A 25,554-nucleotide genomic window follows, 5' to 3' on the forward strand; every position below is an offset into this window, starting at 1 on the left:
GATCGATCACCACGAGGGCAGCGACTGCGCAGGTAAACCCCACGCAGTCGCCGGTGTTGCTTAATGGCCTTCGGACGCGCCGAACATGGTTTTGGCGTAGATCAGCCCCAAGCCATACGAGCCGCCATTGGCGATGGAGGTTTTCACGGTTTCTTCGTAGGTCTCGCTGCGAGCCCAGTCACGTTGCAATTCCAGCAGGTATTGCAACGAAGTCATCGGCCGGGCGCCGAGCTGGATCATGCGTTGAATCGCCATGTCATGGGCTTCAATCGACACATCGCCACACGCATCGGCGATGAAATACACCTCGAAACCCTGGTCAATCGCCGACAGCGCCGGACCAACGATGCACACGGACGTCCACAGGCCGGCGAGGACGATTTTCTGCTTGCCGAACTTGTTGACTTCAACCGCGATGCGCTCGTCTTCCCAGGTGTTCATGCTGGTGCGGTCGATCACGTTGTGTTCCGGGAACACCGACTTGATTTCGTCGAAGATCGGCCCGGAAAAACTCTTCTCGGCCACGGTAGTGAGGATGGTCGAAACCTTGAAGCCACGCGCAGCCTTGGCCACCAGCGCCGCGTTGTTGCGTAGGGTCACGGCATCGATGGATTTGGTCGCGAAGGACATCTGCGACTGGTGATCGATCATGATCAGGGTGTGATCGGTAGGGGTCAGCAGGGTTTTGCCGGGAACTGCTTTTGCAATGGCCATCACGAGGTCCTTACGGGAGTGAGTGAAGGCTCATGGTTGCGCAGATTCGGGCGGGGATCTTGAGTCGGTGTGCTGAGTTGTGCGCGCCCTGCGCGACGGCCATCCATCGCGCAGGGCGGCGGGTCATTGCATCACATAACGCCCCGGTGCCGATTCCAGCGCCGGGTACTGGGTGTTGCCAGTATGCAGCGCCGAAGGCTGGCGCTCGCCGGCGTGTTCGGCCAGCCAGACAAACCAGTCGTTCCACCAGCTACCGGGATGTTGCTGGGCATTCATGAACCAGGTGTCCGGTTTTTTGGTCACGCGGTTGTTGGTCCAGTAATGACGTTTCTGATTGGCCGGCGGGTTGATCACCCCGGCGATGTGCCCCGAGGCGCCGAGCACGAAGCGCTTGGTGCCGCCGAGCAGTTCGGTGCTGGCATAGGCGCTTCTCCACGGCACGATGTGGTCGTCGTGGGTGGCGAGGATGTACGCCGGCGCCTCGATGGCCCGCAGGTCCAGTTTGACGCCGCAGCAATCCAGCTCTCCGGATTTCAGGTCGTTTTGCAGGTAGGTGTGACGCAAATACCAGCAATACATCGGACCGGGCAGGTTGGTGCTGTCGTTGTTCCAGAACAACAGGTCCAGGGCAGTCGGCTTCAGGCCCTTGAGGTATTTGTCGACGTTGTAGTTCCACCACAAGTCATTGGGCCGCAGCAGGGAGAAGGTGTTGCCCATGTCCTCGCCCTTGAACAGGCCGATCGGACCGTCCTGTCCGCCGATGGTGCGCTCGCGGTAGGCCACCAGTTGTTCGTCGACGAAGATGTCGATGGGGCCGGTATCGAGGTAATCGAGGAACGTGGTCAGCAGGCTGACGCTGGCGATGTCCTTGTCGCCGCGCGCGGCCAACACCGCCAGCGCCGTACTCAACAGTGTGCCGCCGATGCAAAAGCCGACGCAGTTGGGTCGCTGCTCGCCGCTGATCTCCCGGGTCACTTGCAGACCTTTGATGATGCCGGTTTCGATCAGGTCATCCCAGGTTGTGCCGGCGTGTGCCTGGTCGAAGTTGCGCCAGGACATCAGGAACACCGGATGCCCTTGCTTCAACAGGTGACCGATCATTGAGTTGTCAGGGCGCAAATCGAGGATGTAGTACTTGTTGATCGACGGCGGCACCACGAACACCGGGCGCCGGTACTGGGTTTCGGTTTGCGGATAGTACTGGATCAGCTGGAACAGTTCGTTCTCGAATACCACTTCGCCGGGGGTGGTGGCCAAATCCACGCCGACCTTGAACGCATTGCTGTCGCACTGGCGCATCTTGCCTTCTTGCAGGTCGCTGGCCAGGTGCAGCAACCCCGTGAGCAGGCTGGCGCCCTGGGTGTCGACCACCCGTTGCAAGGCATCCGGGTTGCTGGCGAGGAAGTTGCTCGGCGCCCCGGCGGCAATGGCTTGCTCCACAAGGTACAACAAGCGCTGGCGCGGTTTCTTGTCCTTGATCGGCAACTTGTCCAGCAGCTTCAGCAGGAAACCGGCGTTGAGCAGGTAAAACGCCGCCAGCGATCCAAACAGCGGCTGGCTCCAGGCGCCGCTGGCGAAACGTCGATCCTCAAACTTGAACGGCTGGCCGGTCATCAGGCGCTGGCCGAGGTCGCCCCATTGCAGCTGATAGTCGGACTGCAGGCTGTCGAGGGTGCCACGGGGCAGGTCGAACCAGTCGTTGTATTCATGCCCTGTGAACCACGGATTGGTGCTGACCCACAGGCGTAATTGTTGCACTGCAAAGGAAGCAATGAACGGAACCTGGCCAGACCAGTAGGTGTTGAACGTGTGCGCGTTGTTATCCATGGAACTCCTTGCCCACAAAGGTCAACCGGGCAGAAAAAAGCGCGACACCGCGTACGGTGCCGCGTCAGCAGCTAAGGCAAGCAGTTCGGTGTGACTAGCGCTCGATGACCAGGCTCACGCCTTGACCGCCACCAATGCACAACGTGGCCAGGCCTTTGTGGCCATCGCGACGGATCAGCTCAAACAGCAGCGACACCAGAATCCGCGCACCCGATGCACCGATCGGATGGCCGAGGGCAATCGCACCGCCGTTGACGTTGACTTTGCTGGTGTCCCAGCCCAACTCTTTACCAACCGCCAGTGACTGCGCGGCGAAGGCTTCATTGGCTTCGATCAGGTCCAGGTCATCAAGGCTCCAGCCGGCCTTTTCCAGCACCAGACGGGTGGCCGGCACCGGGCCAATGCCCATGATCGACGGGTCCACGCCGGCACTGGCGTAAGCCTTGATCCGCGCCAGGACGGGTAATCCCAGCGCCTCGGCCTTGGCGGCGCTGGCCAGCAACAGCACGGCGGCGCCATCGTTGAGGGTCGATGAGTTGCCGGCGGTGACGCTGCCGTCTTTCTGGAACGCCGGTTTGAGTTTGCCCAGGGACGCGAGGCTGCTGTCCGGGCGTGGCTGTTCATCGGTGTCGAAGGCCAGCGGCTCACCCTTGCGTTGGGGAATCAGGATCGGGGTGATTTCCCGCTTGAAGTGACCGGCTTCAATGGCCGCGGCGGCTTTCTGTTGCGAGGCGGCGGCGAAGGTATCTTGCTGCTCGCGAGTGAGGCTGTACTTCTGCGCCAGATTCTCCGCGGTGATGCCCATGTGGTAGTCGTTGAAGGCATCCCACAAACCGTCCTGAATCACGCTGTCCTGCAATTGCGCATGGCCCAGGCGCAAACCGGTGCGGGCCTTGGGCAGGACGTAAGGCGCCAGGCTCATGTTTTCCTGGCCGCCGGCAATCACCAGTTCGGCGTCGCCACAACGGATCGCCTGGACCGCCAGTTGCACAGCCTTGAGCCCGGAACCACAGACCTTGTTCAACGTCATGGCGGGCGTGGTGAAGGGCAGGCCGGCCTTGATTGCGGTCTGGCGTGCCGGGTTTTGCCCCGACCCGGCGCTGAGCACCTGGCCGAGGATCACTTCATCGATCTGTTCGCCGTTGATCCCGGTCTGTTCGAGCAAACGGCGAATCAGCGCCGCGCCCAGTTCGGTGGCCGGAATCGCGGACAGGGCACCCTGGAAGCTGCCGATGGCGGTACGAGTAGCGGCAACGATTACGACTTCGTTCATGCGTGACCTCATCAAGAATGTGTCGAACGGCAGCAGGGCCTCCATGCCCCGCACGGGTTACTGCATGTTCATGCCGCCGTTGACCGAGAAGTCGGCACCGGTGCTGTAGGCCGATTCATCGGATGCCAGCCAGGCGACGATAGAGGCGATTTCCTCGGGTTGGCCGAGGCGACCGACCGGCGTGGCGGCGATCATGCTGTCGAGGATGTCCGGGCGAATGGCGGCGGTCATGCTGGTCTGGATGTAGCCCGGCGACACGGTGTTGACGGTCACGCCCTTGCCCGACACTTCCCGCGCCAACGCCATGGTGAAGCCGTGGATGCCGGCCTTGGCCGCGCTGTAGTTGGTCTGGCCGAACTGGCCGCGCTGACCGTTGATCGACGAGATGTTGATCACGCGTCCCCAGCCTTTGCCCAACATGCCTTCAATCACCTGTTTGGTGGTGTTGAACATGCCGGTGAGGTTGGTGCCGATCACAGCGTTCCAGTCTTCGGGGGTGAGTTTGCGGAACGAGGCATCCCGGGTAATGCCGGCGTTGTTGACCAGCACATCGACCGGGCCGTACGTCTCCTTGACCCACTCGAAGGCGGTGCGGGTCGACTCCCAGTCGGTGATGTCACCGTAGACAAAATCGAACTCAAACCCTGCTGCCGACTGTTTGGCAGCCCATTCTTCCTTGCGGCTGGAATTGGCGCTGCAACCCACCACTACCTTGAAGCCTTCCTTGTAAAGACGCTGACTGATCGCCGTACCAATCCCGCCCATACCACCGGTTACCAATGCAATACGACCAAGCGACTTCATAGACTTCTTCCCTTTTTTCTTTTGCGCTGCAAGATGGGAGGATTGTTCGGTATTGCCGGGGCCTGCGGAAGTGTTGTGAGGTGACGGTGTGGTGTCCAACGGTGCCAAACGTGGCTAAAAGCGAGGAATACCTATACTGGGATCAACACTCGACATTGAGCGGCCCGTTATTCTTTGATTCAACGCAGATCGGTAATGGCTCCGGACAGGATGTCCGGTTCCACAGGTCAATGAGGACGCCATGTACAGAATGAGTTCAGGCTATGCCAGCGTGCTGGTGAATACGCTCTCGGCTCAAGGACTGGATGTCGCCAGTCTGTGTCGGGAGGCTGGACTGGACATCACGCTCGCGAACCTGCCAGGCGCGTTTTGCGAGCGCAGGGCGATCTATCGATTGTGGACACTGGCCGCTCAGGCCAGCGGTGATCCGGACATTGGCCTCAAAGCCTATGGCAACTTCCATCCAGGCAGTTTTCAGATTGTCGGCTACACCATGATGTCCAGCCTCAACCTGAAGCGCGCCCTCGAACGGCTGGTGCGTTTCAGCCCGTTGATCGGCACCGGGTTCAGCCTGTTTTTCATGGCCGAGCAGCAGAACTATCGATTGGCCGCCCTCGATCACCAGCAGGCCGGCTCGGTCAAGCCCAGGCAATACGTCGATGCGGCACTGGCGTCGTTGATGGGGTTTTGCCGTTGGCTGGCGGGCGGCAACTCGCCGCAACCGCTGAACGTGGAGTTCAGTTATCCGGAACCGGCGGACACGTCTGAACATCGGCGCCTGTTTGGCAACAACCTGCAATTTGACGCGGCCTACGACAGCATTCTGTTCGACGGCCAGGAAGTGCTGCGACCGTTGAGCATGGCCAACGAAACACTGGCGGTGCTGCACGACAGTTTTGCCGAAGCGCAACTGGACCTGCTGTTCGGCTTCTCGATCGTCGGCCGGATTCGCGCGTTGATCAGCGAGCGATTGAGCCAGGGCAAGGGGCAATACGACATGGAGTCGATCGCTGCCGCGCTGAACATCAGCAAGCGCACGCTGCAACGCTCCCTCGAAAAGGACGGCACGCAGTTCAAGGACGTGCAGAACGCCGTGCGCCGGCAACTGGCGGATTTTTACCTGCGCCATTCTCACTTCAACATGAAGCATGTCGCCTATCTCCTTGGTTTTCATGACCACAGCAGCTTCAACAAGGCGTGCACCCGCTGGTTTGGCATGACGCCGGGGCAGTACCGGGCGGATGAGTCCCTGGAGATCGAGGAAACCGCCCCGGTTTGAGTGTGAGTTTTTTGGGGTGTCAATTATAGCCACCCCTCACCCTAACCCTCTCCCCAAGGGGTAGAGGGGACCGACCGAGTTGTTCTTGGAGCTACATCGACCTGAAATATCGAGTCGAACTCAGGTTTGAACAGCATGAAGATCGGCTCCCTTTCCCCCTCTCCCCAATGGGGAGAGGGCTGGGGTGAGGGGTGGATCTGGAAGACGCCGCGATGTGTATTCATTTTCTTGGCAATTTCTTTACGCCTTTGCGCGGCTTGGCGGTCGGGCGTGTTGAGGTTACAGCCTCGGCGACGGGCGTTGGTTCTTCGGCCACATTCGTTTCACCGGGTGGTTGAGTCAGGTTGAACCCCGGCAGCGGCACTTCAAGCAAGGTATGCAGTTCGCACCAGAAGGCATGGCCGGTTGCGGTTTCGTTCAGCAACTCCGGCAACAGATTGGCAACGGCAGCCAAGACCTGCTGGCGTTCCTCGGTTTCAGGCAGCAGCAGCGGCAAGCTGCGCAGGCTTTCTTGTGGGTGAGTGAGCACCAGCATTTTCTGGGTTTGCAGGGTTTCGCGCAGGTCCAGCGGTTCGGCACTGTGGTCTTGCAGCAGCACCTGCAGTTGCTCAAGCAGTTTTTCCAGGTTGGCTTTGCCCGTCGCATCGCTGTCACGGCCCAGCAGGAACAGGATGCGGACCAAGGCTTCCATCAGGCCGCCCAGGGGCAGGGCGGTTTGCAGGCGCTCGAGCAGGACTTTGTCGTGGTTTTCGGCGTGGGCTTGGAGATCGCGACCGGCGACGTTGCCGGTGAGGCTGTTGAGCGCGCCATACACGCCGTAGAAACACAGTTCCTGAGTGGCATCCCGCAGATCGCGGTAACCGTTCAACGCGTCCTGGATCTGATTGGAAAACAACGCCTGCCAGGCCAGCAAAGGATTGTCCGTGGCGGCGGGGCGACGATCATTGCGCACCTGCGCCGCGCTGCCGGCCAGCCACCACAGCGCCGGATTCAAACTGCTCCAGAGTACTTGCTGTTGATGGAACGGATGGGCCTTGCGCATCAGCTCGGCGCTCGGCTCGTTGATCAACGGGCGCAGCCACGGACGGACAAAACTGTCGTACAGGTTGTTGTTGATGTCCGAGGCGCGCTCGACCAGGGCGAACTCGCGATCATCGTCCCGGGGCGGCTGCGCTTCGCCATGAATGTCGGCGATGCGTCGGGGTTCGAAACGCACGGCGTAGTGCGCATCGGGCAGATCGTCGATCAGCATTTCATAGAGCCCGGCGGGCAGGGCGTTGATGCTGTCGACCGCGCCCAGCAGTTCGCGGTGTTCACGCCGGGCGACTTCGCCGGAGACGAAAATCCCCAGGTGACCGATGCTGGCATGCCGCAGGTAGACAATGGTGCGCCCGGCGTTTTGCAAGGCCAGGTCGCTGGGGTACACATCCGCGATCCAGTCCAGCGCCTGTTGCGGCGAGGTGATGTTGTCGCCATAGGAACAGAACACCACCACCGGCACTTCAATGCGCTTGAGGTCGAGCCCGCTGCTCTTGCGCCCCAGGCCACCGGACAGCTGATTGCCGATAAACAGGTCATCGACAATCATCTCGATTTCTTCGCTGTTGAGCAGCGTCGGGCTGCCCCACCAGCGTTCGAAATCGAGGAACCGCGCGGCTTCCGTGTCGACCTCGCTGAACAGGTGATAGTACTTGCCCCAGTAGGTATTGGCCGGGTCGACGTTCTCGAAATTGCTCACCAGCCAGGTGCCGTCGAAACGGTCGTTACCCAAGTCACTGCCCAGGCGCGCCATCCAGCCGCCACCCAGCAAACCGCCGCTGTAGCGCATCGGATTGCGCCCGTTGACCCCGGCCCAGTAAGACAACGGCGCGCCATTGACGATGATTAGCCCAGGCAATTCGGGCCTTGTCGCGGCCAGTCCCATCAGCGCCCAACCAGCCTGGCAGTTGCCGATTACCACCGGTTTGGCGCTGGCTGGATGTCGGGCGCTGACCGTTTCGATGAAGTGCGCCTGGGCCTCGACGATGTCCGCCAGGGTTTGTCCAGCGGCAGGCGAGTGACTGAAGGCGATGAAGTAGGTGGGATGGCCGGCACGCAAGCTTTCACCGATCAGCGAATCCTGCTTGAAACCGCCGATGCCCGAACCGTGACCGCCGCGCGGGTCGATGATGATCACCGGCGGTTGCCCGTCGATAGATGGCTCGTGGCTGAGGATGCGCAACAGTGAGTAGTTGACCGGGCGCGGCAGGTCGGCGCCGTTGACCAGGGTTTCATGCTCGAACTTGAGCAGCAGCGGAAAGCCTGCCCGTTCGTGGGCCAGGGTGTTGTCGCCGCGTTGGCGCAAGGTGTCCCAGAACAACAGGCTGCGTTGGCCGAGGTCGGTGAAGTAGGCCTGCCAGTCAGCCGCCGTGGGTTGTTTGAGCTGACCGAGGCTCAGCGGCGCGAAGGTTTTGGCCTGGCGCTGCTGCACGGCGTCGAGCACGTTGCGAGCATTAAGGCGTTGCAGGTGATTCAGGTGTTCGAACAAACCGGCTGCTGAATAAAGCGCTTCTTCTTGCGCTGCAATATTTTCGTCCTGGCCCATGGTGATTTCCTGACACTGTGCGGGGGAGCCGTCAGCCAGACTAGCAATGGCTAGGCCGATCATCGGATTTTCACAAGTCTATAGGGAATAACCACGCGAGGCGTACCGTTTATTTTGCGGTGCACAAAATATCCGTTGCCAAACAGTTTTGTGCACTGCAATATCAAGGCTAACGCGACGACTGCCCGGATTGCTGTCGCGTCCTCAGGCCTGAATGGGCCTTCCAGTACCAGGAGATTTCAGCATGTCTTTTTTCAACTCGGAAAAACTGCAAGCCACTCAGAAAGCCAACCTCGATCTTTTGCAGCAAATCAGCGGCAAAGTCTTCGCCAGTGTTGAACAGCTGAGCCAGTTGCAGTTCAAGGCACTGCGCGACTCCACCGAAGAGCACTTCGAAGGTGTTCGTAAGCTGTTGGCGGTACGTGATCCACAAGGCTTCGCCGATTTGCAGGCGTCGTTCACCCAGCCGAGCGCGCAAACCGAACGCCTGGCCGAATTCAATCGTCAGGTACAAGCACTGATCGTCGGCACGCAATCGGACATCGCCAAACTGACCGAGCGTCAGGTCGAGGCGGGCACCCAGCAGGTGAATGAGTTCGTTGAGTCGATCAGCAAAAACGCCCCGGCGGGTTCCGAGCCTGTGGTTGCCGCGTTCAAGTCGGGTTTGGCGAATGCCGGCACCGTGTTCGAAAGCGCCCAGAAAGCCGTGAAACAGGCGTCTGATGTGGCGCAGAGCGGCTTCGACGCAGCGACGGCCGCCGCCGGCAAAGCCGCTCCAGAAGCGGCCGCCAAGGCGACCAGCGCTAACAAGTAAGTCAAATCAGGCCAGCGGCACCGATGGCGATGGGGTTATTCCCCATCGCCATTTTTTTTCGGCTCGTTATCGGCGGCAGGCTTGGCGCCGAACAGGCCGAACATGTTCTGGGTATTGAGGTACAGGGCCTTGGACTGATCAACGTATTGACGCATCAAGTCCTGCATCACCGGCGCCTGTTGGTGCATGAACGTGCTCCAGGCCTCGGTCGACTGGGCGCCGGTCTGGGACTGGATGTCGATCACGGTCTGGATGCTTTTATCCAGATAACTGCCGAGTACGCCTTGGTACGGGCCGTAGAACTGGATGATGCCCATCAGCATTTCGCTGCTGAAGATCGGCTCGCCGCCGCTTTCGGCTTCCAGGATGACTTGCAGCAGAATGCTGCGGGTCAAGTCCTCGCCACTTTTGGCATCGACCACCTGGAACGGGACTTTATCGACCACCAATTGACGAATGTCGGCCAGGGTCAAGTGACTGCTGGTGTGGGTGTCGTACAGGCGGCGATTGGGGTATTTCTTGATCAGGCGGGGTGTGTTCCGACTGTTATCTGTCATGCGGGGCATCTCGTGGGCGAGCCTGATTTGCAGGCATCTTAACCTTCTTTGTTGCCCTTGCGGCCGCCTTCGCGAGCAAGCCCGCTCCCACACTGGATCTGCAGCGCCCACAAGCCCCTGTGGGAGCGGGCTTGCTCGCGAAGAGGCCCGCCAGCACACCGAAGATTTCGATAGTTCCCACGCAGAGCGTGGGAACGATCATGTGGTGCTTACCAGATCGGCAGGCTGTAACTGACGATCAACCGATTCTCATCCAGATCACTGCCAAAGTTAGTCGAGCGCACGGTCGCATTGCGCCATTTCACGCCAACGTTCTTCAGCGGGCCACTCTGCACGACATAACCGATATCGGTATCGCGCTCCCACTCCTTTCCCTCAGGGCGATTGCCGCCCAGGTCAATGTTGTCGCCCGAGAGGTAACGGGTCATGAAGGTCAGCCCCGGCACGCCGATGGCCGCGAAGTTGTAGTCGTAGCGCGCCTGCCAGGACTTTTCGTCCTTGCTGGCGAAGTCGCCGATCTGCACGAAGTTCACCAGGAACGCATCGGTGCCGTTGATGTAGGCGAAACCGGTGTCACCGCTCATGCCCTGATAACCCAGACCCAGCGCATGCCCGCCGAGGGTGTAGGTGAACATCGCGCCGAGCGCCTTGTTATCGACGTTGCTGCCGCCATCGTGGGTGGAGCGGGCGAAGCGCAAATCACTCTTGAACGACTGGCCGGTGGTCACCGGCAACACGTAGGTCAGGTTGACCAGGTGCTGGCTGTACGCATTGTCGAGATGGCCATAGCTGTAGCCCGTGGCGAGGTTGCCGGTCCATTTGTAGTTGAGGCTGGCGAAGTCGAACTGATCGCTGGTGGCCTGGGGCGTGATGATGCCTTTGGCGCCGGTCTTGGTGATGCTCATGTCTTCGTAGTCGGAGGAATCGCGTTGGTTGACCTGTTTCAGGCGTCCACCGTCCATGGTCAGGCCTTCCACTTCCAGCGAGGTCAACTGACCGCCCTCGAACGTCTGCGGCAACAGCCGCGAATCGTTGGCCAGCACCGTTGGCAATTTCGGCAGCAAAGTGCCCAGCTTTAGCGTGGTTTTGGAGGCGCGGACCTTGGCGGTTAAGCCCAGCTCGCCATATTCATCCTGGGCGCCTTTGCTGGTAGTGCGATGGCGTTGCAGCAAGCCGGAGCCGGCGCGATCCGGGCTGGAGTCGAGTTTGACCCCGACCAAACCAATGGCATCGACACCGAAGCCGATCAACCCGTCAGTGAAGCCGGATTCGTAACGCAGCAGAAAACCCTGGGCCCATTCCTCTTGTTTGGATTGCGCGGCGTTGTCCTGGCGAAAATCGCGATTGAAGTAGAAGTTGCGCAGCTCAAGGCTGGCCTTGCTGTCCTTGATAAAGTCCGCCGAAGCGGGGGCCGAGAGGCCGATGACGCCACCGGCCAATAACAGTCGGGTAGCGAGCGTGCGGGTGTGACGGTCCATGGTGAAGCCCCTTTGTTTTTATTTTTTTGGAACAGCGATTCACACACCCTCGCCCGACAGGCGAGGGCTTATTCAGTAAAAAACGCGAACGCCCGAAGAGAGGAGCGGGGGCGCCGCGTGCGGTTCAATCGTTAGAACTGTTCGGCGCTCAGGCCATACAACGAGCCACTGCCGGCGCGAATGGATTGCTCCAGGCTGAGGATGCGTGGCAGCAGGCGTTCGATATAGAAATCCGCGGTGGCGATCTTCGCGCCATAAAACGCCGGGTCGTCACTGCGCTTTTTCTTCGCCACCTGGGCCATGCGCGCCCAGAGCCAGGCGTAGGCCACGTAGCCGAACAGGTGCAGGTATTCCACCGACGCGGCGCCGACTTCATTGCGGTTGGTCGCGGCCTGGTCTTGCAGCCAGTCGCTGAGGTTTTCCAGGCGCTGCACGGCGTCGAACAGTTGAACGGAGTAGGGCGCGTCGGGCTGATGGGCGAAGTGGCGGATTTCGCCGGTGAACTGGCGCAGCGCAACGCCGCTGTCGGCCAGCACTTTGCGCCCGAGCAGGTCCAGCGCCTGAATGCCGTTGGTGCCTTCGTAGATCTGCGCGATGCGCACGTCACGCACCAATTGTTCCTGGCCCCATTCGCGGATGTAGCCATGACCGCCGAACACTTGCTGGCCATGGATGCAGCTTTCCAGGCCGGTGTCGGTGAAAAACGCCTTGGCCACCGGGGTCAGCAGCGCCACCAGGGTTTGCGCGTTGTCCCGTTCCCGGGCGTCATCGGAAAACTTCGCCAGGTCCAGTTGCTGGCCGACGTAACTGGCGAACGCGCGGCCTCCCTCTGTCATGGCTTTCATGCTGAGCAACATGCGGCGCACGTCGGGGTGAACGATGATCGGGTCGGCGATCTGGTTCGGGGCCATGGCGCAGGTCGGGGAACGGCTCTGCACCCGTTCCCGCGCATAGTTCACCGCGCTCTGATACGACGCCTCTGCGCAGCCGATGCCCTGAATGCCGATGGACAGGCGTTCGTAATTCATCATGGTGAACATCGCCGCCAACCCTTTGTTGGCTTCACCCACCAGCCAACCGCTGGCGCCGTCGAAATTCATCACACAAGTGGCCGAGGCCTTGATGCCCATCTTGTGTTCGATCGAGCCGCAACTCACCGCGTTGGCATGGCCGAGGGAACCGTCGGCATTGACCAGCACTTTGGGCACCACAAACAGCGAAATGCCACGGGGACCGGCCGGCGCGTCCGGCAGTTTGGCCAGCACCAGGTGGATGATGTTGTCGGTCAGGTCCTGGTCGCCACCGGTGATGAAGATCTTGCTGCCACTGATGCTGAAGCTGCCATCGGCTTGAGGCTCGGCGCGGGTGCGGATCAGCCCCAGGTCGGTGCCGGCGTGGGCTTCGGTCAGGCACATGGAACCGGCCCAGCGGCCTTCATACATCGGCGGCAGGTAGATGCGTTTCAGTTCTTCGCTGGCGTGGGCATCCAGGGCCAGGCACGCGCCGGAGCTCAACGCCGAATACAGCGCAAAGCTGGAGTTGGCGCCGTAGAGCATTTCTTCGAACTGCACCGCGAGCATCTTCGGCATGCCCATGCCGCCGAACTCGGCGTTGCCGGACAAACCGACCCAGCCGCCTTCAATGTAAGTGGTGTAAGCCTGTTTGAAACCGATCGGCGTTGTGACCTGGCCGTAGACCCAGTGCGCGCCTTCTTCATCGCCACTGCGATTGAGTGGCGCAATCAGGTGCGAGGTGACTTTGGCCGCTTCCTCAAGAATGGCGTCGGCGGTGTCCGCATCGACGCTATCGGCCAGGGCCGGCAGACGCGCCCACAGGGCCGGGGCGTCGAACACTTCATGCAGCACGAAGCGCATGTCGCGCAGGGGAGCGTTGAATTCGGGCATAACGTGAACCTCTTTGGGACGGTGGGCACAGCGCCGCAACGGCGGGCCGTGCTTGCTCAATCAGTGACTGGAAGCGCTGGCGGCGCCGAGGCCGGTCTGGGCGCGAACGAACTGGTCGGCATAGGCATCGCGTTCCTTGTCGGCGCGCACGCTGCGGTCGAGCCGGGACACGACGACAATCACCAGAAACGCCAGCGGCATGGAGAACAGCGCAGGGTGGTCGTACGGGAAGATTGCGTGGGCATGGCCGAGCACGTTGACCCACACGGCCGGCGATAGAATCACCAGCACCAGCGCGCAGATCAGTCCGGCGAAACCGCCGAGGATCGCGCCTTTGGTGGTCAGGCCTTTCCAGTACATGGCCATGATCAGCACCGGGAAATTGGTCGACGCGGCGATGCCGAAGGTCAGGCCCACCAGGAACGCGACGTTCATCTTCTCGAACAGAATGCCCAGCAGAATCGCGATGATGCCCAGGCCTACGGTGGCCATGCGCGTGACGCGCATTTCCTCCTTCTCGCGGGCCTTGCCTTGCTTGAATACCGTGGCGTAGAGGTCATGGGAGATCGCCGACGCACCGGCCAGGGCCAGCCCGGAGACCACTGCCAGAATGGTGGCGAACGCCACCGCAGCAAGGAAACCGAAGAACAGGTTGCCGCCCACGGCTTTGGCCAAATGCATGGCGACCATGTTGCCGCCGCCGATCAAGGCGCCGCCGACTTCACCGTTGACGTAGTACTGCGGGTCGGTGCCGATGATGACCATCGCCGCGAAGCCCAGGGTGCAGACCACGAGGAAGAAGAACCCGATAAAACCGGTGGCATAGAACACCGACTTACGCGCTTCCTTGGCATTGGGCACGGTGAAGAAACGCATCAGGATGTGCGGCAGGCCGGCGATCCCGAATACCAGCCCGAGGGACATGGACGCGGTGTTGATCGGGTCGGCGAGCATTGCGCCGGGGCCCATGATGTTCCAGCCACTCGCGTGGGCCTCAACCGCTTTGGCGGCGAGGGTTTCGTAGCTGAAACCGAATTGCGACATGGCCATGACTGCCAAGGTCGTACCGCCGGCCAACAGCAATACAGCCTTGATGATCTGCACCCAGGTGGTGGCGATCATGCCGCCGAAGATCACGTACACCAGCATCAAAGCGCCGACGATCACCACGGCCACGGGGTAGTCGAGGCCGAACAGTAATTTGATCAACTGACCGGCGCCGACCATCTGCACGATCAGGTAGCAGCACACCACCGTCAGCGAACCGAACGCGGCGAAGATCCGCACTTTGTTCTGGTCCAGCCGATAGGAGACGATGTCGGCGAAGGTGTAGCGCCCCAGGTTGCGCAAGCGCTCGGCCATCAGGAACGTGATGATCGGCCAGCCGACAAAGAAGCCGATGGTGTAGATGAATCCGTCGTAACCCTTGGCAAACACCAGGCTCGACAATCCCAGCAGCGTGGCGGCGGACATGTAGTCACCGGCAATCGCCAGGCCGTTCTGGAACCCGGTGATGCCGCCGCCCGCCGTGTAGAAATCCGAGGTGGATTTGGTTTGCCGCGCGGCCCACCAGGTGATGCAGAGCGTGCCGAGCACGAACACGAAGAACATGCTGATCGCATTCAGGTTGAGCGGTTGTTTCTCCGCCGCGCCCGTCAGCGGCGCGGCGAGTACGACGCAGGACGACAGCAACCCTGCACCCGCAAGGAACAATTTTCTGAAAAGAGTCATCACTTGCTCTCCTCAAGAATCGCGGCGCCGAGTGCGTCGAAACGGGTATTGGCGCGGTAGACGTACCAGCCCGTCAGCAGCCAGGAAAAAATGATGATCGCCGCGCCCACCGGCATACCCAGGGTCAACATCCGGTTCTCGCCCAGCGGTGCGTGCAACCATTTAGGGGCAAACGCCACCACCAGCATGAACAGGTAATAGGTGCCGAGCACCGTGGCACTCAACGACCAGGCCAGGCGCGAGCGGCTGTTGACCAGTTGAAGGAATTTCGGATTGGTGCGAATCCGTTCGCAGCGCTGGGTGTCGGTTGAATGGATGTCGATCATCGGTAGCTCCACATTGTTTTTGTTGTCGGTGTGTGGGGGCAGGGCCGTGCAGCCGAATTGGGCGCGCACGAGCCCGAAACGGCAGGTCCGGGACCTGCCGCTTGGAAGCGTTAAACGTCGGTGAGGGTTAGAGGGCCTGGGCCCGGTCGCGCAACACGTACTTCTGGATCTTGCCCGTGGAGGTCTTCGGCAACAGGGTGAAGATCACCGTGCGCGGCACTTTGAACCCGGCCAGGTGTTCGCGGCAGAAACTGATGATGTCCGCCTCGCGCACGTCCGGGTGATCGGCCTTCAAGGTGATAAAGGCGCAGGGCGTTTCACCCCATTTTTCGTCGGGCCGGGCGACTACGGCGGCTTCCATCACGGCGGGATGGCGGTAGAGCACGCCTTCGAGTTCGATGGTGGAAATGTTCTCGCCGCCGGAAATGATGATGTCCTTGAGCCGATCCTTGATCTCGACGTAGCCGTCGGGATGACACACCGCCAGGTCACCGGTGTGAAACCAGCCGCCTTCAAAGGCTTCGGCGGTGGCAGTCGGATTTTTCAGGTAGCCCTTCATCACGGTGTTGCCACGCATGAAGATCTCGCCGATGGTCTTGCCGTCTCGCGGGGTTGGTTTCAGCGTGGTCGAGTCGCCGACCATCACGCCTTCGAGTGTCGGGTAACGCACGCCCTGGCGGGATTTGATCTGCGCGCGCTCATCGAGCGGCAATTCATCCCACTCGGCGTGCCAGGCACAGAGCGTCACCGGGCCGTAGGTTTCGGTCAGGCCATAGACGTGGGTGACTTTGATGCCCATTTCTTCCACGGCGCCGATCACCTTGGCTGGCGGCGCGGCACCGGCGACCATGGCATTCACCGGGTGATCGATGGCGGCCTTCGCCGAGTCCGGCATGTTGACCAGCGCGTTAAGCACAATTGGCGCGCCACACAGGTGCGTCACTTGGTGCTCGCGGATCAGCGTGAGGATTTTCTGCGGGTCGACCCGGCGCAGGAATACATGCACGCCGGCCAATGCGGTGATGGTCCACGGGTAGCACCAACCGTTGCAATGGAACATCGGCAGGGTCCAGAGGTACACCGGATGGTTGCCCATGGCCCAGGTCATCTGGTTGCCCAGTGCGTTCAGGTAGGCGCCGCGATGGTGATAGACCACGCCTTTCGGATTGCCGGTGGTGCCGGAGGTGTAGTTAAGCGAGATGGCTTGCCATTCGTTGTCCGGCCATTGCTAGGCGAACGTCGGATCGCCTTCGGCCAGCAGCGCTTCATAGTCCAGGTCGCTGACGGCCTGACCTTCGCCATATTCCGGGTCGTTGACGTCGATCACCAGCGGCGGGTGGTCGAGCATGCCAATCGCCGCGTGAATCACGCTGTGGAACTCGCGGTCGGTGATCAGCACCTTGGCTTCGCCATGTTGCAGCATGAACGCGATGGCTTCGGCGTCCAGGCGCACATTGAGCGGGTTGAGCACCGCACCAATCATCGGCACGCCGAAGTGCACTTCCAGCATCTCCGGGATGTTGGGCAGCATCACCGCAACGGTGTCGTCCTTGCCGATGCCACGACCGGCCAGGGCCGAAGCCAGGCGTCGGCAGCGGCTGTAGGTTTGCGCCCAGGTGCGGCGGATCGAACCGTGGATGACGGCGGGATAGTCGGGGTAAACGTGGGCGGTGCGCTCGAGGAAACTGAGCGGCGACAAGGCAATGTGATTGACAGCCGTAGGGCTAAGCCCTTGTTCGAAGATCGACATGACGGGTACTCGGTGGCTGATTGTTAGCTCTATGGCTGACCTTTCAGCGTAGCCGCTGAGGTCAACTTTTATGTCCGGTGTGCTTTATATAACAACCCACCTAAGATATGGAAGTACAACCTACGTTGTATAGTAGATGTACTATAGTTTATTCTTCGAGCACTAAATGAGTGCCGCCAAAGCTCACGGCCGGTATATCCTTGGTTTCCCCCACGCAGCGGACCCGTGATGACGCCTGACTCACCCTTGTTGAGCTTCGACCCACAGCCCAGTGTGCTGCTCGACACCCAAGGTCAGCCGCTGGAGTTGAATGCGGCGCTGCTGGCCTTGCTGGCGCAGCATCCGCACAGCTACGTACTGGGCTTTTTGCCGAGGAATCATCGGGACCTGGTGCGCGCCTGCCTGGAGCAGCAGCGCGCCATCGAAGGGGTCGAGGCCGAGTTCCAGGCGCAGATTCTGATCTGGACGTTTATCCCGGACCCGCAGAACAGCCGCGTGCTCGGCCGTTGCCATGTGGCGACCACGCAAGTATTGGCGGAGCGCGAAGCGGCCACGGCGCGGCGCCTGTATCGGCTGATCATCGAGAACACCACCGACCTGATTTCCCGGCATACCCCGGACGGGCGCTTTCTCGATGCGTCGCCAGCGTCCTGGACCTTGCTCGGTTATTGGCCCGAACAGTTGCGCGGGCAAATGGCCCAGGGCCTGTTCCACGGCCAGGACTTGGCCAACCTGGTGCAAACCGCCCGCGACGCCTTGGAGCAGGACGGTTATCACACGATGACCTACCGCATCCGCCATCGCGACGGGCATTACCTGTGGTTCGAAACCGCCAGTCGGGCGATTCGTGAAACCTACACCGGGGCCGTGGTGGAAGTGGTCTGCGTCTCCCGGGACATCACCGCCCGCGTGCAATCCGAAGAAAACCGGCGGCGCCTGGAAGATGAACTGGCACACACCGCGCGCCTGGTAACGCTGGGGGAACTGGCCTCAGGCATCGCCCACGAAATCAACCAGCCATTGGCCGCGGTGGTCAATTATGCCAACGCCAGCCAACGCTATTTGCAGGCGCTGGGCACCAATCCGCAAGCCGCCGAACGGGTGGCCCAGGGCCTGGAACGCATCACGTTGCACGCCACTCACGCTTCGGAAGTCATCCGCCGCCTGCGTGGTTTTCTGCGCAAGGGCCAGCGGCGCATGCAGGCCCTGAACGTCGCCGATGTCGCCCGTGGCGCCGTGCGCTTGTGTGCCTGGGAGGCGACTCAGTGCCACGTGACAATCGACGATCGGCTGCCGGATAATCTGCCGCCCGTTTATGCCGACCGGGTACAGCTGGAACAAGTGCTGCTCAATCTGTTGCGCAACGCCATCGACGCCAACCGGGAACAACATCCGGGCCGACCGTCACTGATCGTGATGGCGGCGGGGCAGGTCGGTGGCGCAACGGTGGAAATCAGCGTGCACGATCAGGGGCCGGGCGTCAGCGAATCGCAACTCGAGCAAATCTTCACCCCGTTCTATACCAGCAAGCCCGATGGCCTGGGCCTTGGCTTGTCCATGAGTCGCAGCATCATCGAAGGTTTCGGTGGCGAATTGCAGGCCCGTCGGCAACCGGTCGGGCTGCTGGTGTATTGCCGATTGCCGCTGGCCGGCCCAACAAAACAACAACAGGAATAACCCAATGGCAGCAGTGATGGAACACGTGGTGTATGTGGTCGACGATGATCAGGGCATGCTCGATTCGACGGTGTGGCTGCTGGAGTCGGTCGGTTTGAAAGCCTTGCCGTTCACCAGTGGCGTCGAGTTTCTTGATGCCTGCGATGCAAAGCTCAATGCCTGCGTGTTGCTGGATGTGCGCATGCCCGGAATGGGGGGCTTGAACGTGCAGGAAGCCATGCGCGAACGTGAACTGAAATTGCCGATCATTTTTGTCAGCGGCCACGCCGATGTGCCGATTGTGGTCCGTGCCTTCAAGGCCGGCGCCCATGACTTCATCGAAAAACCCTACAACGAACAACTGCTGCTCGACAGCGTGCAACAGGCCCTCAGCAACTGCGCGGTCAATCGCTCGGGCAATGTCGGCCACGAAGAATTGCAGGCCCGCCTGCAGACCCTGACACCCCGGGAACGCGATGTTTTGCTGCCATTGGTGCAGGGTTACACCACGCGGGAAATCGCCGAGCAATTGGGCGTCAGCGCCAAAACCGTCGACCTGTACCGTTCGCGGGTGATGAAACGCATGCAGGCCAGCACCTTGCCGGATCTGGTGGGGATGGCGATTGCGGCGGGGATGGTTGATCCACTGAAGCTGCGTTAAGCCAGACCGGACGTCCCGCCGACGTCCTGACTGCCCGGGCTTGAGCTAAATTGGAAGGTGTACCAGCCACTCACCACCCATAGTCGAGCGCGTCCTCTGTCAATTGCAGGGACCGGAGGAGGCGTCTTGAAACCCTTTCTGCCCAGGCCCAGCGCTTCAACGTTGAACATGTTGCGTGAAGGCTGCCTGCAACGCCGCGATGCCGTGCCACAACCGCTGACGGAAAAAGCGGTCATCCCCGGCATCCCCAATGCGCGCTATTGGCTGGATCACGACCTCACGCCCTTCATCCGGGATGCAAGTGAGGCCAACGTGCGAGAGTACGCGGCGTTCTCAAGTATCGATGAGCCGAATGAGATGCTGCCGCTGGCCGATATGCTGGCGGTTTCCGGCGGTGGCGATGCCGGCACCTTCGCGGCGGGCATCATTGCGGGATGGACGCTGAATGGCACCCGGCCGGTGTTCAAGGTCGTCACCGGCATCAGCGCGGGGGCATTGGTCGCGCCGTTCGCTTATCTGGGGCCCGAGTACGACGCTGTGATCCTGCGGATTTGCAAGGGCATCGGCCCCAAAGACGTGTTCCATTCGCGAAACGTGCTGACCCGCCTGGCCAGCGACGGCATCGCGGACAGCAAGCCATTGTCGCGCCTGATTGCCAAGTACGTCACCGCGGAGGTGTTGGCGGCCATCGCCGGGGAATATGCCAAGGGACGCATGCTGATGATCGGCACCACCGACCTGGATTCAGGGCGGCCGGTCACCTGGAACATGGGCGCCATCGCCTCCAGCGACGCACCGGGCGCGCTTCAGCTGTTTCGCAACATCATGGTCGCGTCGATGAGCATTCCCGGCGCCGTGTCACCGGTCATGATCGATGTAGAGGTGGACGGCCAGCAATTCCAGGAAATGCACGTGGACGGCGGCGTGCTCACGCAAGTATTCCTTTACCCGCCGGCCACCGTCATGGAACTGAGCAAAATCCCCGGTGCGCGCCTGCGTCGGGAACGGCATTTCTACGTCATTCGCAATGGCAAACTGGAACCGCAGTGGTCCGGCACCAAGCGCCGTACCTTGAGCATCGGCGGTCGAGCCATCAGCACCTTGATCCAGACCCAGGGCATCAGCGACCTCGACCGTATCTACCGCATTGCTCAGCAGGACAGGGCGGATTTCAACCTGGCGTACATCGGCGCGGATTTTCTCTGCTCGCGCAATCGCAAGTTTGATGGCGAGTACATGAAGCGTCTGTTCGAGTACGCCTTTGAGCTCAGCGCGAAAGGCTACCCGTGGCATAAATCGCCAAACAGCTAAGCGAGCGCCTGTTTGTCAAAACAAGACACCAGAAAACCCATCACCGCCTGGACCGCCGGGGTGTGCCGGATGTCGTTGTGCACCACCAGCCACACATCCCGGGTCAGGTCCGCGCCCACGGACGGCATCGCTTGCAGACCGTAGCGTTCACCCAGGAAGTAGGGCAATGCCGCAACACCGGCGCCGGACTGGACGGCGGTGGCCTGGATATTCAAATCATTGCTGCGCAACAGGATCGGGCGATCCCCGGCTTGCTGCTTCAACCAGGCCCGTTGCGGAGATTGCTCCATGGTTTCGTCGTAGGCGATGAAAGCCAGGTCTTGCGCGGCGGTCGCGGCTAAATAGTCCGCCGCGCCGTACAGGTGAAACGGAAGTGTCGCGACCTTGCGGGCCACCAGGTCCGGTTCCTTGGGGCGGCTCAGGCGCACGGCAATGTCGGCTTCACGCCGGGACAACGACGCGCTGCCCAGACTGCCAATTAACTGCAAGGACAGTTGCGGATAGTTCGTTCGCAACTCATTGAGGTGCGGCGCTATCAGCGCGCAGGCCAGGGCAGGCGGGGCGCTGACCGTGACTTCGCCGACGTAGTTGTCCTGTCCGGCCAACGCGGTGCGCTGTACCGCGAAGGACTCGCTTTCCATGCGTCTTCCCAATTGGGCAATGCGTTCGCCGTCCTCGGTGATGACATACGCGCGCGGGCGCCGGTCCACCAACTTGAGGTTGAGCGAACTCTCCAGTGCGCTGATGCGCCGCGCCACCGTGGCGTGATCGACTTTTAGCGCTCGCGCCGCTCCCGATAGCGATTGTTCGTGGGCGAAGACAATGAAGTAGCGCAGATCCTCCCAATCGAACATGGGCGTTTTCTCACATTAAAGGTGAAGGAATGGGGAATTTTGCCCCATCGGCAAGCCTGCAAGAATCCTTCAAAACCTGATGATCAGGTTTGAACGTTCATCGCACGCTTTACCGAGGAAACCACCATGTCTAAATCAACGCCGCTCGCGTACGCGGGTATTGTCGGTGCCACGTTTTTCTGGGGCACCAACTTCAATGCCGGCGCGTACATCATCAAGAGCATGGCACCGATCAGCGCGTCCATTGAGCGCTTCGCTATCTCGACCCTGTTGCTCGTGCTGATTTTCAGTCTGGCTGGAAAGCTGCGGCTCGGCACGCTGAAAAATAACCTGCCGGCCTTTATCGGTTTGGGCCTGCTCGGGTTTACAGCGTTCAGCCTCGCGACTTTCTTTGGCCTGCAAACCACCACGCCGATTAATGGCGCGCTGATCCTGGCGACCACGCCGCTGTGGACCATGATCTTCGCCGTGCTGCTGGAAGGCGAACGCATTGATCGCGGCCGAGCCGTTGGCCTGATATTGGGCCTGTTGGGCGTCGGCCTGGTGATCACCCGCGGGGATATCCAGGTGCTGCTCGGGCTGAAAGTGGCCAGCGGTGACGCGATGATCCTGGCCGGCAGCATGGCCTGGGCAGCGAACATGGTCGGCACCCGGCGCTTCGTCAAAGACTCCACACCGCTGGAAACCACGACGTTTTCCATGTTGTTTGGGGTCATCGGGTTGATCGTGCTGGGCTTCATTTATGAAGATCCGCTGGCCGACATCCGCAACGCGTCGCCGGCCATTCATGGCGCGGTGATCTACCTGGCGGTCTTTGGTTCGTTGATTGCGTACTTGCTGTGGTTCAAAGGCATCCATGCCATTGGCGCCGCGCGGACTTCGATCTTCTTCAACCTGGCGCCGGTATTCACCATGCTGGTGTCGTCGGTCCTGGGTGTGTTGCCCAATGTCTGGCAACTGCTCGGTGCGGCTGGCGTCATCCTGGGGGTGGTGTTCGCGTCGGGCCTGGTCTTCAGCCCGGCTCAACCCAAGCCGATCATGTCCCGGTGAACTTCCAGGGCATTGCGCTCGACCCAGTTGTGCGCGAGCAAGCCGTCCGGGCGCACTTCCCAGACGGCGGTGCCGAGCATTTCGAAAGGGCTGTTGCAGGAACGGCCACCGATGAATCCCTGGTTTTTACCGGTGAGCTTCCAGCGGGAAGCGACGCGAGTGCCTTGGGCATTCTGGAAGGTCTCGATGGCGCCGAATTCGAAGTCTTCGATGGTCGAGAGGAAGGCGCCAATCCAGCGAATGAAAGCGTCCCGGCCAACAATATCGACACCGCCGGACGTGATCACAAAGTCTTCGGCAACGAAGCGCGCGGCGGCTTGCGGGTCTTTGGCCTGCCACACTTCGCGCCAGAAGCTTTCAACGATTTTTACGGCTGTTCTATCGGTCATTTCAAACACCTCGTTTCAGATTGAACACGATGTTCGGTGCTTGCTATCCAGAACTCAAACGCATAAATCTAATGGCATCCAGTTGAAAGGCGAATTGAACATGCAAGCCAGTGACCTTGAAATCGACCTGCTGCGGGCGTTTATCGCGGTGGCGGAGACAGGCAGTTTCACGGCAGCGGCAGAGATGATTGCGCGATCGCAATCGGCGGTCAGCCAGAAGATTATTCGTCTGGAAGACATCCTCGGTTTGCGTGTATTCGAACGTACCAGCCGCACGCTGACCCTGACGCCCGACGGTGAACGACTGCTGGTAGGTGCGCGTAAGTTGATGGTGCATTTCGATACCTTCATCCGCGAGATCAAGGCGCCCGCCACGGTGAATCTGCTACGGCTTGGGATCTCTGAAAACCTGGTGCTCACTCAACTGCCCACGTTGTTATCGCGCTTCTGCAAGGCGTACCCCGAGATTCAACTGGAACTCACCACCGGCCTGAGCCACGACCTGTTGGCCGACCACGAAGCCGGGTTGCTGGACGTGGTGATTGCCAAGCAAAAAGCCAATGCCACCGCACAACGGGGGCGCGTTATCTGGCGCGAGCCTTTGGTGTGGATCGCCGCGCAGGACTTCGACATGCAAGCCTCCAAACCCGTGCGCCTGGTGATGATGCGACCGCCGTGCGCGTACCGGGCGATCATGATCGAGGCGCTGGCGTCCGTCCGAAGGGAGTGGGTGTCGGCGTGTCTTGCCAGCAATTTGATGGGGGTTCAGGCCGCCGTTGCCGGTGGGCTGGGCATCACTGCGCTGGGCACGTCGTTCCTGCAGGAAGGGATGCGGATTCTGGAACCGTCGGAGAAGCTGCCCACCTTACCCAGCACCGAAGTGGCGGTGATTGGTGATGACGTGCGCACTCAACATCTGGTCCAGCCCTTGGTGTCGTTGCTGACCGAAGGGCTGATGTCGGGTGCTCGGCTGACCTGAGTATTACCGGGGCAGGCCAGCGCTACACAGTTCTCCCGTGGCACGAATCAGCGCCAGCTCATGCAGTTTGTCTTTAGCCAGGCTACCGCGTGCCTTGGCAATCCAGCTCGCGCAATGTGGGTCGTTTCGATAGGGCGCGAAGTCGGCGTATTGCTGTAACAGACGGTTTTGCAGTTCGTCCAGGTGTGGGCGAATCTGTTTGGCGAGGTCCGGGCGCGGGGTGTCCGGTGCCTTGCCGGCGGCTTGCCATTTGGCCAGCAGGCCGTACTGCACCAGTTTGTTGGCTTCCATCTGCGCCGCGAGTAACTGGCCGACGTCGTCCGGGTCCAGTTTGCGGTCGGTGGCCAGTTGCCGGACGTTGGCAATCACTTGCGCTTCGCGCGGGCTGTCCTGGATCGGTTTGCCGCTGTCCCATTTGGTCAGGGCCACGAGGTCTCCGATGTTCAGGCGTTCATTCAGAGTCACGAGTAGCGGTTGCAAAGCCTCGGGTGGCGAGGAGGGCGCACTCGCCTGGGCGTTGAGGACGGCCAGGCCGAGGGCGGCGCAGCAAAGCAGTTGAAACTTAGGTTTAACGCTCATTAATGGGGTTCCGGGGACGCGATTAGAGGTCGACCACTACTTTACCGATTGTCTGCCCGGCGGCAACGATGGCGTGGGCGTCATTCACGTTTTCCAGGCTGAAGCGTCGCTCATCCAGCAGCACTCGCAGTTGTCCGGCTTCAGCCATGCGCGTGGCTTCGGCGAGGATTTCGCCGTGGTGTTGGCGTCCTTTGCCGGTAATCAATGGCAGCAGAGTGAAGACGCCGGAATAGGTCGCGCCCCGGAACGACAGCGGTGCGAGTTTGTGTTCGCCCCAGCCCAGGCAACTGACGACGTGGCCGGTGTACAGCTTCAACACGCTGAACGAGGCGTCGAGTGTCGCGCCGCCGACGGTGTCGTACACGATGTCGAAACCCTCGCCGTCGGTGTATTGCGCAAGGTAATCGGCAGGTGCCTGACGATGGTAATCAATCGCCGTGGCGCCGAAGCTTTCGATGATGGCCAGGCTTTTGGCGCTGCCGGTGGCGAAAACGTCAGCACCGCGCGCCTTGGCGATTTGTACCGCGATATGCCCGACGCCACCGGCGCCACCTTGCACCAATACCTTCTGGCCGGCCCGAACATTGGCCCGATCCGCCAAGCCTTCCCACGCCGTGATGAAGATCAGCGGCAGCGCGGCGGCTTCGCGCATGCTCAGGTTACGCGGCTTGTGTGCCAGCAAGTCGGCATCGACGGCGATGAATTGCGCCAGCGAACCCTGATTGCCGCCAATCCCGCCGGCCATGCCGTAGACCTCATCACCGATGTTGAAGGCGCTGACGTCGGGGCTTACCGCTACGACAACTCCCGCCAGATCCATGCCCAACACCGCCGGCAAAGGCTGCCGCGCATGGCCGCCCTGGCCGCTGCTGATCTTAGTGTCCAACGGGTTCACGCCACTGGCGATGATGTTGACCAACACCTGGCCAGCCTTGAGTTCAGGCAATGGCAGGTTTTGCACTTGCAGTGCGGCGCCTGCGGTTACTGCAAGGGCGGCGCGCATGGTGGTCTGGTTCATGGGTAACTCCTGATGA

21 protein-coding genes and 1 pseudogene are annotated in these 25,554 nt (G+C 60.9%); 7 read left to right on the top strand and 15 right to left on the bottom strand.

The genetic code is table 11. The annotated features are described in order from the left end of the window. Positions 1-60: 60 nt before the first annotated feature. The 4 genes from ACIQY3_RS17280 to phbB all read right to left on the bottom strand — a co-directional run bounded on the left by ACIQY3_RS17280 (position 61) and on the right by phbB (position 4,618). Positions 61-714 (bottom strand): hydrolase, encoded by a 654-nt coding sequence (locus tag ACIQY3_RS17280; RefSeq protein WP_213939542.1) that lies wholly within the window; start codon positions 712-714, stop codon positions 61-63. A gap of 123 nt (positions 715-837) precedes the next feature. Continuing rightward, positions 838-2,541: a class I poly(R)-hydroxyalkanoic acid synthase gene (gene phaC, locus ACIQY3_RS17285; RefSeq protein ID WP_403021530.1), complete on the bottom strand. Its 1,704-nt coding sequence runs from the start codon at positions 2,539-2,541 to the stop codon at positions 838-840. Positions 2,542-2,635: 94 nt separating this feature from the next. Beyond that, positions 2,636-3,814, bottom strand: coding sequence for an acetyl-CoA C-acetyltransferase (locus tag ACIQY3_RS17290; protein ID WP_403021533.1), 1,179 nt, complete (start codon positions 3,812-3,814; stop codon positions 2,636-2,638). A gap of 57 nt (positions 3,815-3,871) precedes the next feature. Beyond that, positions 3,872-4,618, bottom strand: coding sequence for an acetoacetyl-CoA reductase (phbB, locus tag ACIQY3_RS17295; RefSeq protein WP_403021536.1), 747 nt, complete (start codon positions 4,616-4,618; stop codon positions 3,872-3,874). Between the two features lie 241 nt (positions 4,619-4,859). Here phbB and ACIQY3_RS17300 point away from each other — a divergent pair, with 241 nt between their 5' ends. After that, positions 4,860-5,897, top strand: a complete 1,038-nt coding sequence (locus ACIQY3_RS17300; protein ID WP_403021538.1) for an AraC family transcriptional regulator — start codon at positions 4,860-4,862, stop codon at positions 5,895-5,897. A gap of 220 nt (positions 5,898-6,117) precedes the next feature. On the opposite strand, the gene ACIQY3_RS17305 is transcribed toward ACIQY3_RS17300, so the two are convergent. Further along, positions 6,118-8,481, bottom strand: coding sequence for a DUF3141 domain-containing protein (locus ACIQY3_RS17305; RefSeq protein WP_403021541.1), 2,364 nt, complete (start codon positions 8,479-8,481; stop codon positions 6,118-6,120). A gap of 244 nt (positions 8,482-8,725) precedes the next feature. On the opposite strand from ACIQY3_RS17305, the gene phaP reads away from it, so the two are divergent. Further along, positions 8,726-9,295, top strand: a complete 570-nt coding sequence (gene phaP / locus ACIQY3_RS17310) for a TIGR01841 family phasin (protein WP_403021544.1) — start codon at positions 8,726-8,728, stop codon at positions 9,293-9,295. Positions 9,296-9,330: 35 nt separating this feature from the next. Here the strand turns inward: phaP and phaR are convergent, their stop codons facing one another. The 6 genes and pseudogenes from phaR to ACIQY3_RS17340 all read right to left on the bottom strand — a co-directional run bounded on the left by phaR (position 9,331) and on the right by ACIQY3_RS17340 (position 17,041). Then, the gene (gene phaR / locus ACIQY3_RS17315; protein WP_403021546.1) at positions 9,331-9,852 is read right to left on the bottom strand and encodes a polyhydroxyalkanoate synthesis repressor PhaR; all 522 of its coding nucleotides are present in this window, start codon (positions 9,850-9,852) and stop codon (positions 9,331-9,333) included. Positions 9,853-10,061: 209 nt separating this feature from the next. Further along, positions 10,062-11,330: an OprD family porin gene (locus ACIQY3_RS17320; protein ID WP_403021549.1), complete on the bottom strand. Its 1,269-nt coding sequence runs from the start codon at positions 11,328-11,330 to the stop codon at positions 10,062-10,064. Positions 11,331-11,461: 131 nt separating this feature from the next. Further along, entirely contained in the window at positions 11,462-13,234 is a 1,773-nt protein-coding gene (locus ACIQY3_RS17325) for an acyl-CoA dehydrogenase C-terminal domain-containing protein (protein ID WP_403021551.1), read from the bottom strand. 60 nt (positions 13,235-13,294) lie between these two features. Beyond that, positions 13,295-14,965, bottom strand: a complete 1,671-nt coding sequence (locus ACIQY3_RS17330; protein ID WP_403021554.1) for a cation acetate symporter — start codon at positions 14,963-14,965, stop codon at positions 13,295-13,297. Continuing rightward, entirely contained in the window at positions 14,965-15,291 is a 327-nt protein-coding gene (locus ACIQY3_RS17335) for a DUF485 domain-containing protein (protein WP_403021557.1), read from the bottom strand. The genes ACIQY3_RS17330 and ACIQY3_RS17335 overlap by 1 nt, the downstream gene beginning before the upstream one ends. 127 nt (positions 15,292-15,418) lie before the next feature. Then, positions 15,419-17,041: pseudogene (locus tag ACIQY3_RS17340) on the bottom strand (acyl-CoA synthetase). A 228-nt stretch (positions 17,042-17,269) separates the two neighbouring features. On the opposite strand from ACIQY3_RS17340, the gene ACIQY3_RS17345 reads away from it, so the two are divergent. The 3 genes from ACIQY3_RS17345 (at position 17,270) to ACIQY3_RS17355 (ending at position 20,669) form a co-directional block, all read left to right on the top strand. Further along, positions 17,270-18,718 (top strand): sensor histidine kinase, encoded by a 1,449-nt coding sequence (locus tag ACIQY3_RS17345; protein WP_403021559.1) that lies wholly within the window; start codon positions 17,270-17,272, stop codon positions 18,716-18,718. Positions 18,719-18,722: 4 nt separating this feature from the next. Next, entirely contained in the window at positions 18,723-19,358 is a 636-nt protein-coding gene (locus ACIQY3_RS17350; protein WP_403021561.1) for a response regulator transcription factor, read from the top strand. A 126-nt stretch (positions 19,359-19,484) separates the two neighbouring features. Next, positions 19,485-20,669, top strand: coding sequence for a patatin-like phospholipase family protein (locus ACIQY3_RS17355; protein WP_403021563.1), 1,185 nt, complete (start codon positions 19,485-19,487; stop codon positions 20,667-20,669). On the opposite strand, the gene ACIQY3_RS17360 is transcribed toward ACIQY3_RS17355, so the two are convergent. Beyond that, positions 20,666-21,523: a LysR family transcriptional regulator gene (locus ACIQY3_RS17360; protein WP_403021564.1), complete on the bottom strand. Its 858-nt coding sequence runs from the start codon at positions 21,521-21,523 to the stop codon at positions 20,666-20,668. The genes ACIQY3_RS17355 and ACIQY3_RS17360 overlap by 4 nt on opposite strands. Before the next feature lie 126 nt (positions 21,524-21,649). Here ACIQY3_RS17360 and ACIQY3_RS17365 point away from each other — a divergent pair, with 126 nt between their 5' ends. After that, positions 21,650-22,573, top strand: coding sequence for a DMT family transporter (locus ACIQY3_RS17365; protein ID WP_403021566.1), 924 nt, complete (start codon positions 21,650-21,652; stop codon positions 22,571-22,573). On the opposite strand, the gene ACIQY3_RS17370 is transcribed toward ACIQY3_RS17365, so the two are convergent. Further along, positions 22,546-22,962, bottom strand: a complete 417-nt coding sequence (locus ACIQY3_RS17370; protein WP_403021568.1) for an ester cyclase — start codon at positions 22,960-22,962, stop codon at positions 22,546-22,548. The genes ACIQY3_RS17365 and ACIQY3_RS17370 overlap by 28 nt on opposite strands. A 100-nt stretch (positions 22,963-23,062) precedes the next feature. Between ACIQY3_RS17370 and ACIQY3_RS17375 the strand changes: the two genes are divergently transcribed. Beyond that, positions 23,063-23,941, top strand: a complete 879-nt coding sequence (locus tag ACIQY3_RS17375) for a LysR substrate-binding domain-containing protein (RefSeq protein WP_403021571.1) — start codon at positions 23,063-23,065, stop codon at positions 23,939-23,941. 3 nt (positions 23,942-23,944) lie between these two features. Here ACIQY3_RS17375 and ACIQY3_RS17380 read toward each other — a convergent pair whose 3' ends face one another. Together ACIQY3_RS17380 and ACIQY3_RS17385 are read right to left on the bottom strand one after the other, a co-directional pair. Next, positions 23,945-24,520: a chorismate mutase gene (locus ACIQY3_RS17380; protein WP_403021573.1), complete on the bottom strand. Its 576-nt coding sequence runs from the start codon at positions 24,518-24,520 to the stop codon at positions 23,945-23,947. 22 nt (positions 24,521-24,542) lie between these two features. Continuing rightward, positions 24,543-25,538, bottom strand: a complete 996-nt coding sequence (locus ACIQY3_RS17385) for a zinc-dependent alcohol dehydrogenase family protein (protein WP_403021575.1) — start codon at positions 25,536-25,538, stop codon at positions 24,543-24,545. Positions 25,539-25,554 lie beyond the last annotated feature (16 nt).

Origin of the sequence: Pseudomonas sp. NPDC096950 (genome assembly GCF_044762525.1) — a bacterium.
Taxonomy (GTDB): domain Bacteria; phylum Pseudomonadota; class Gammaproteobacteria; order Pseudomonadales; family Pseudomonadaceae; genus Aquipseudomonas.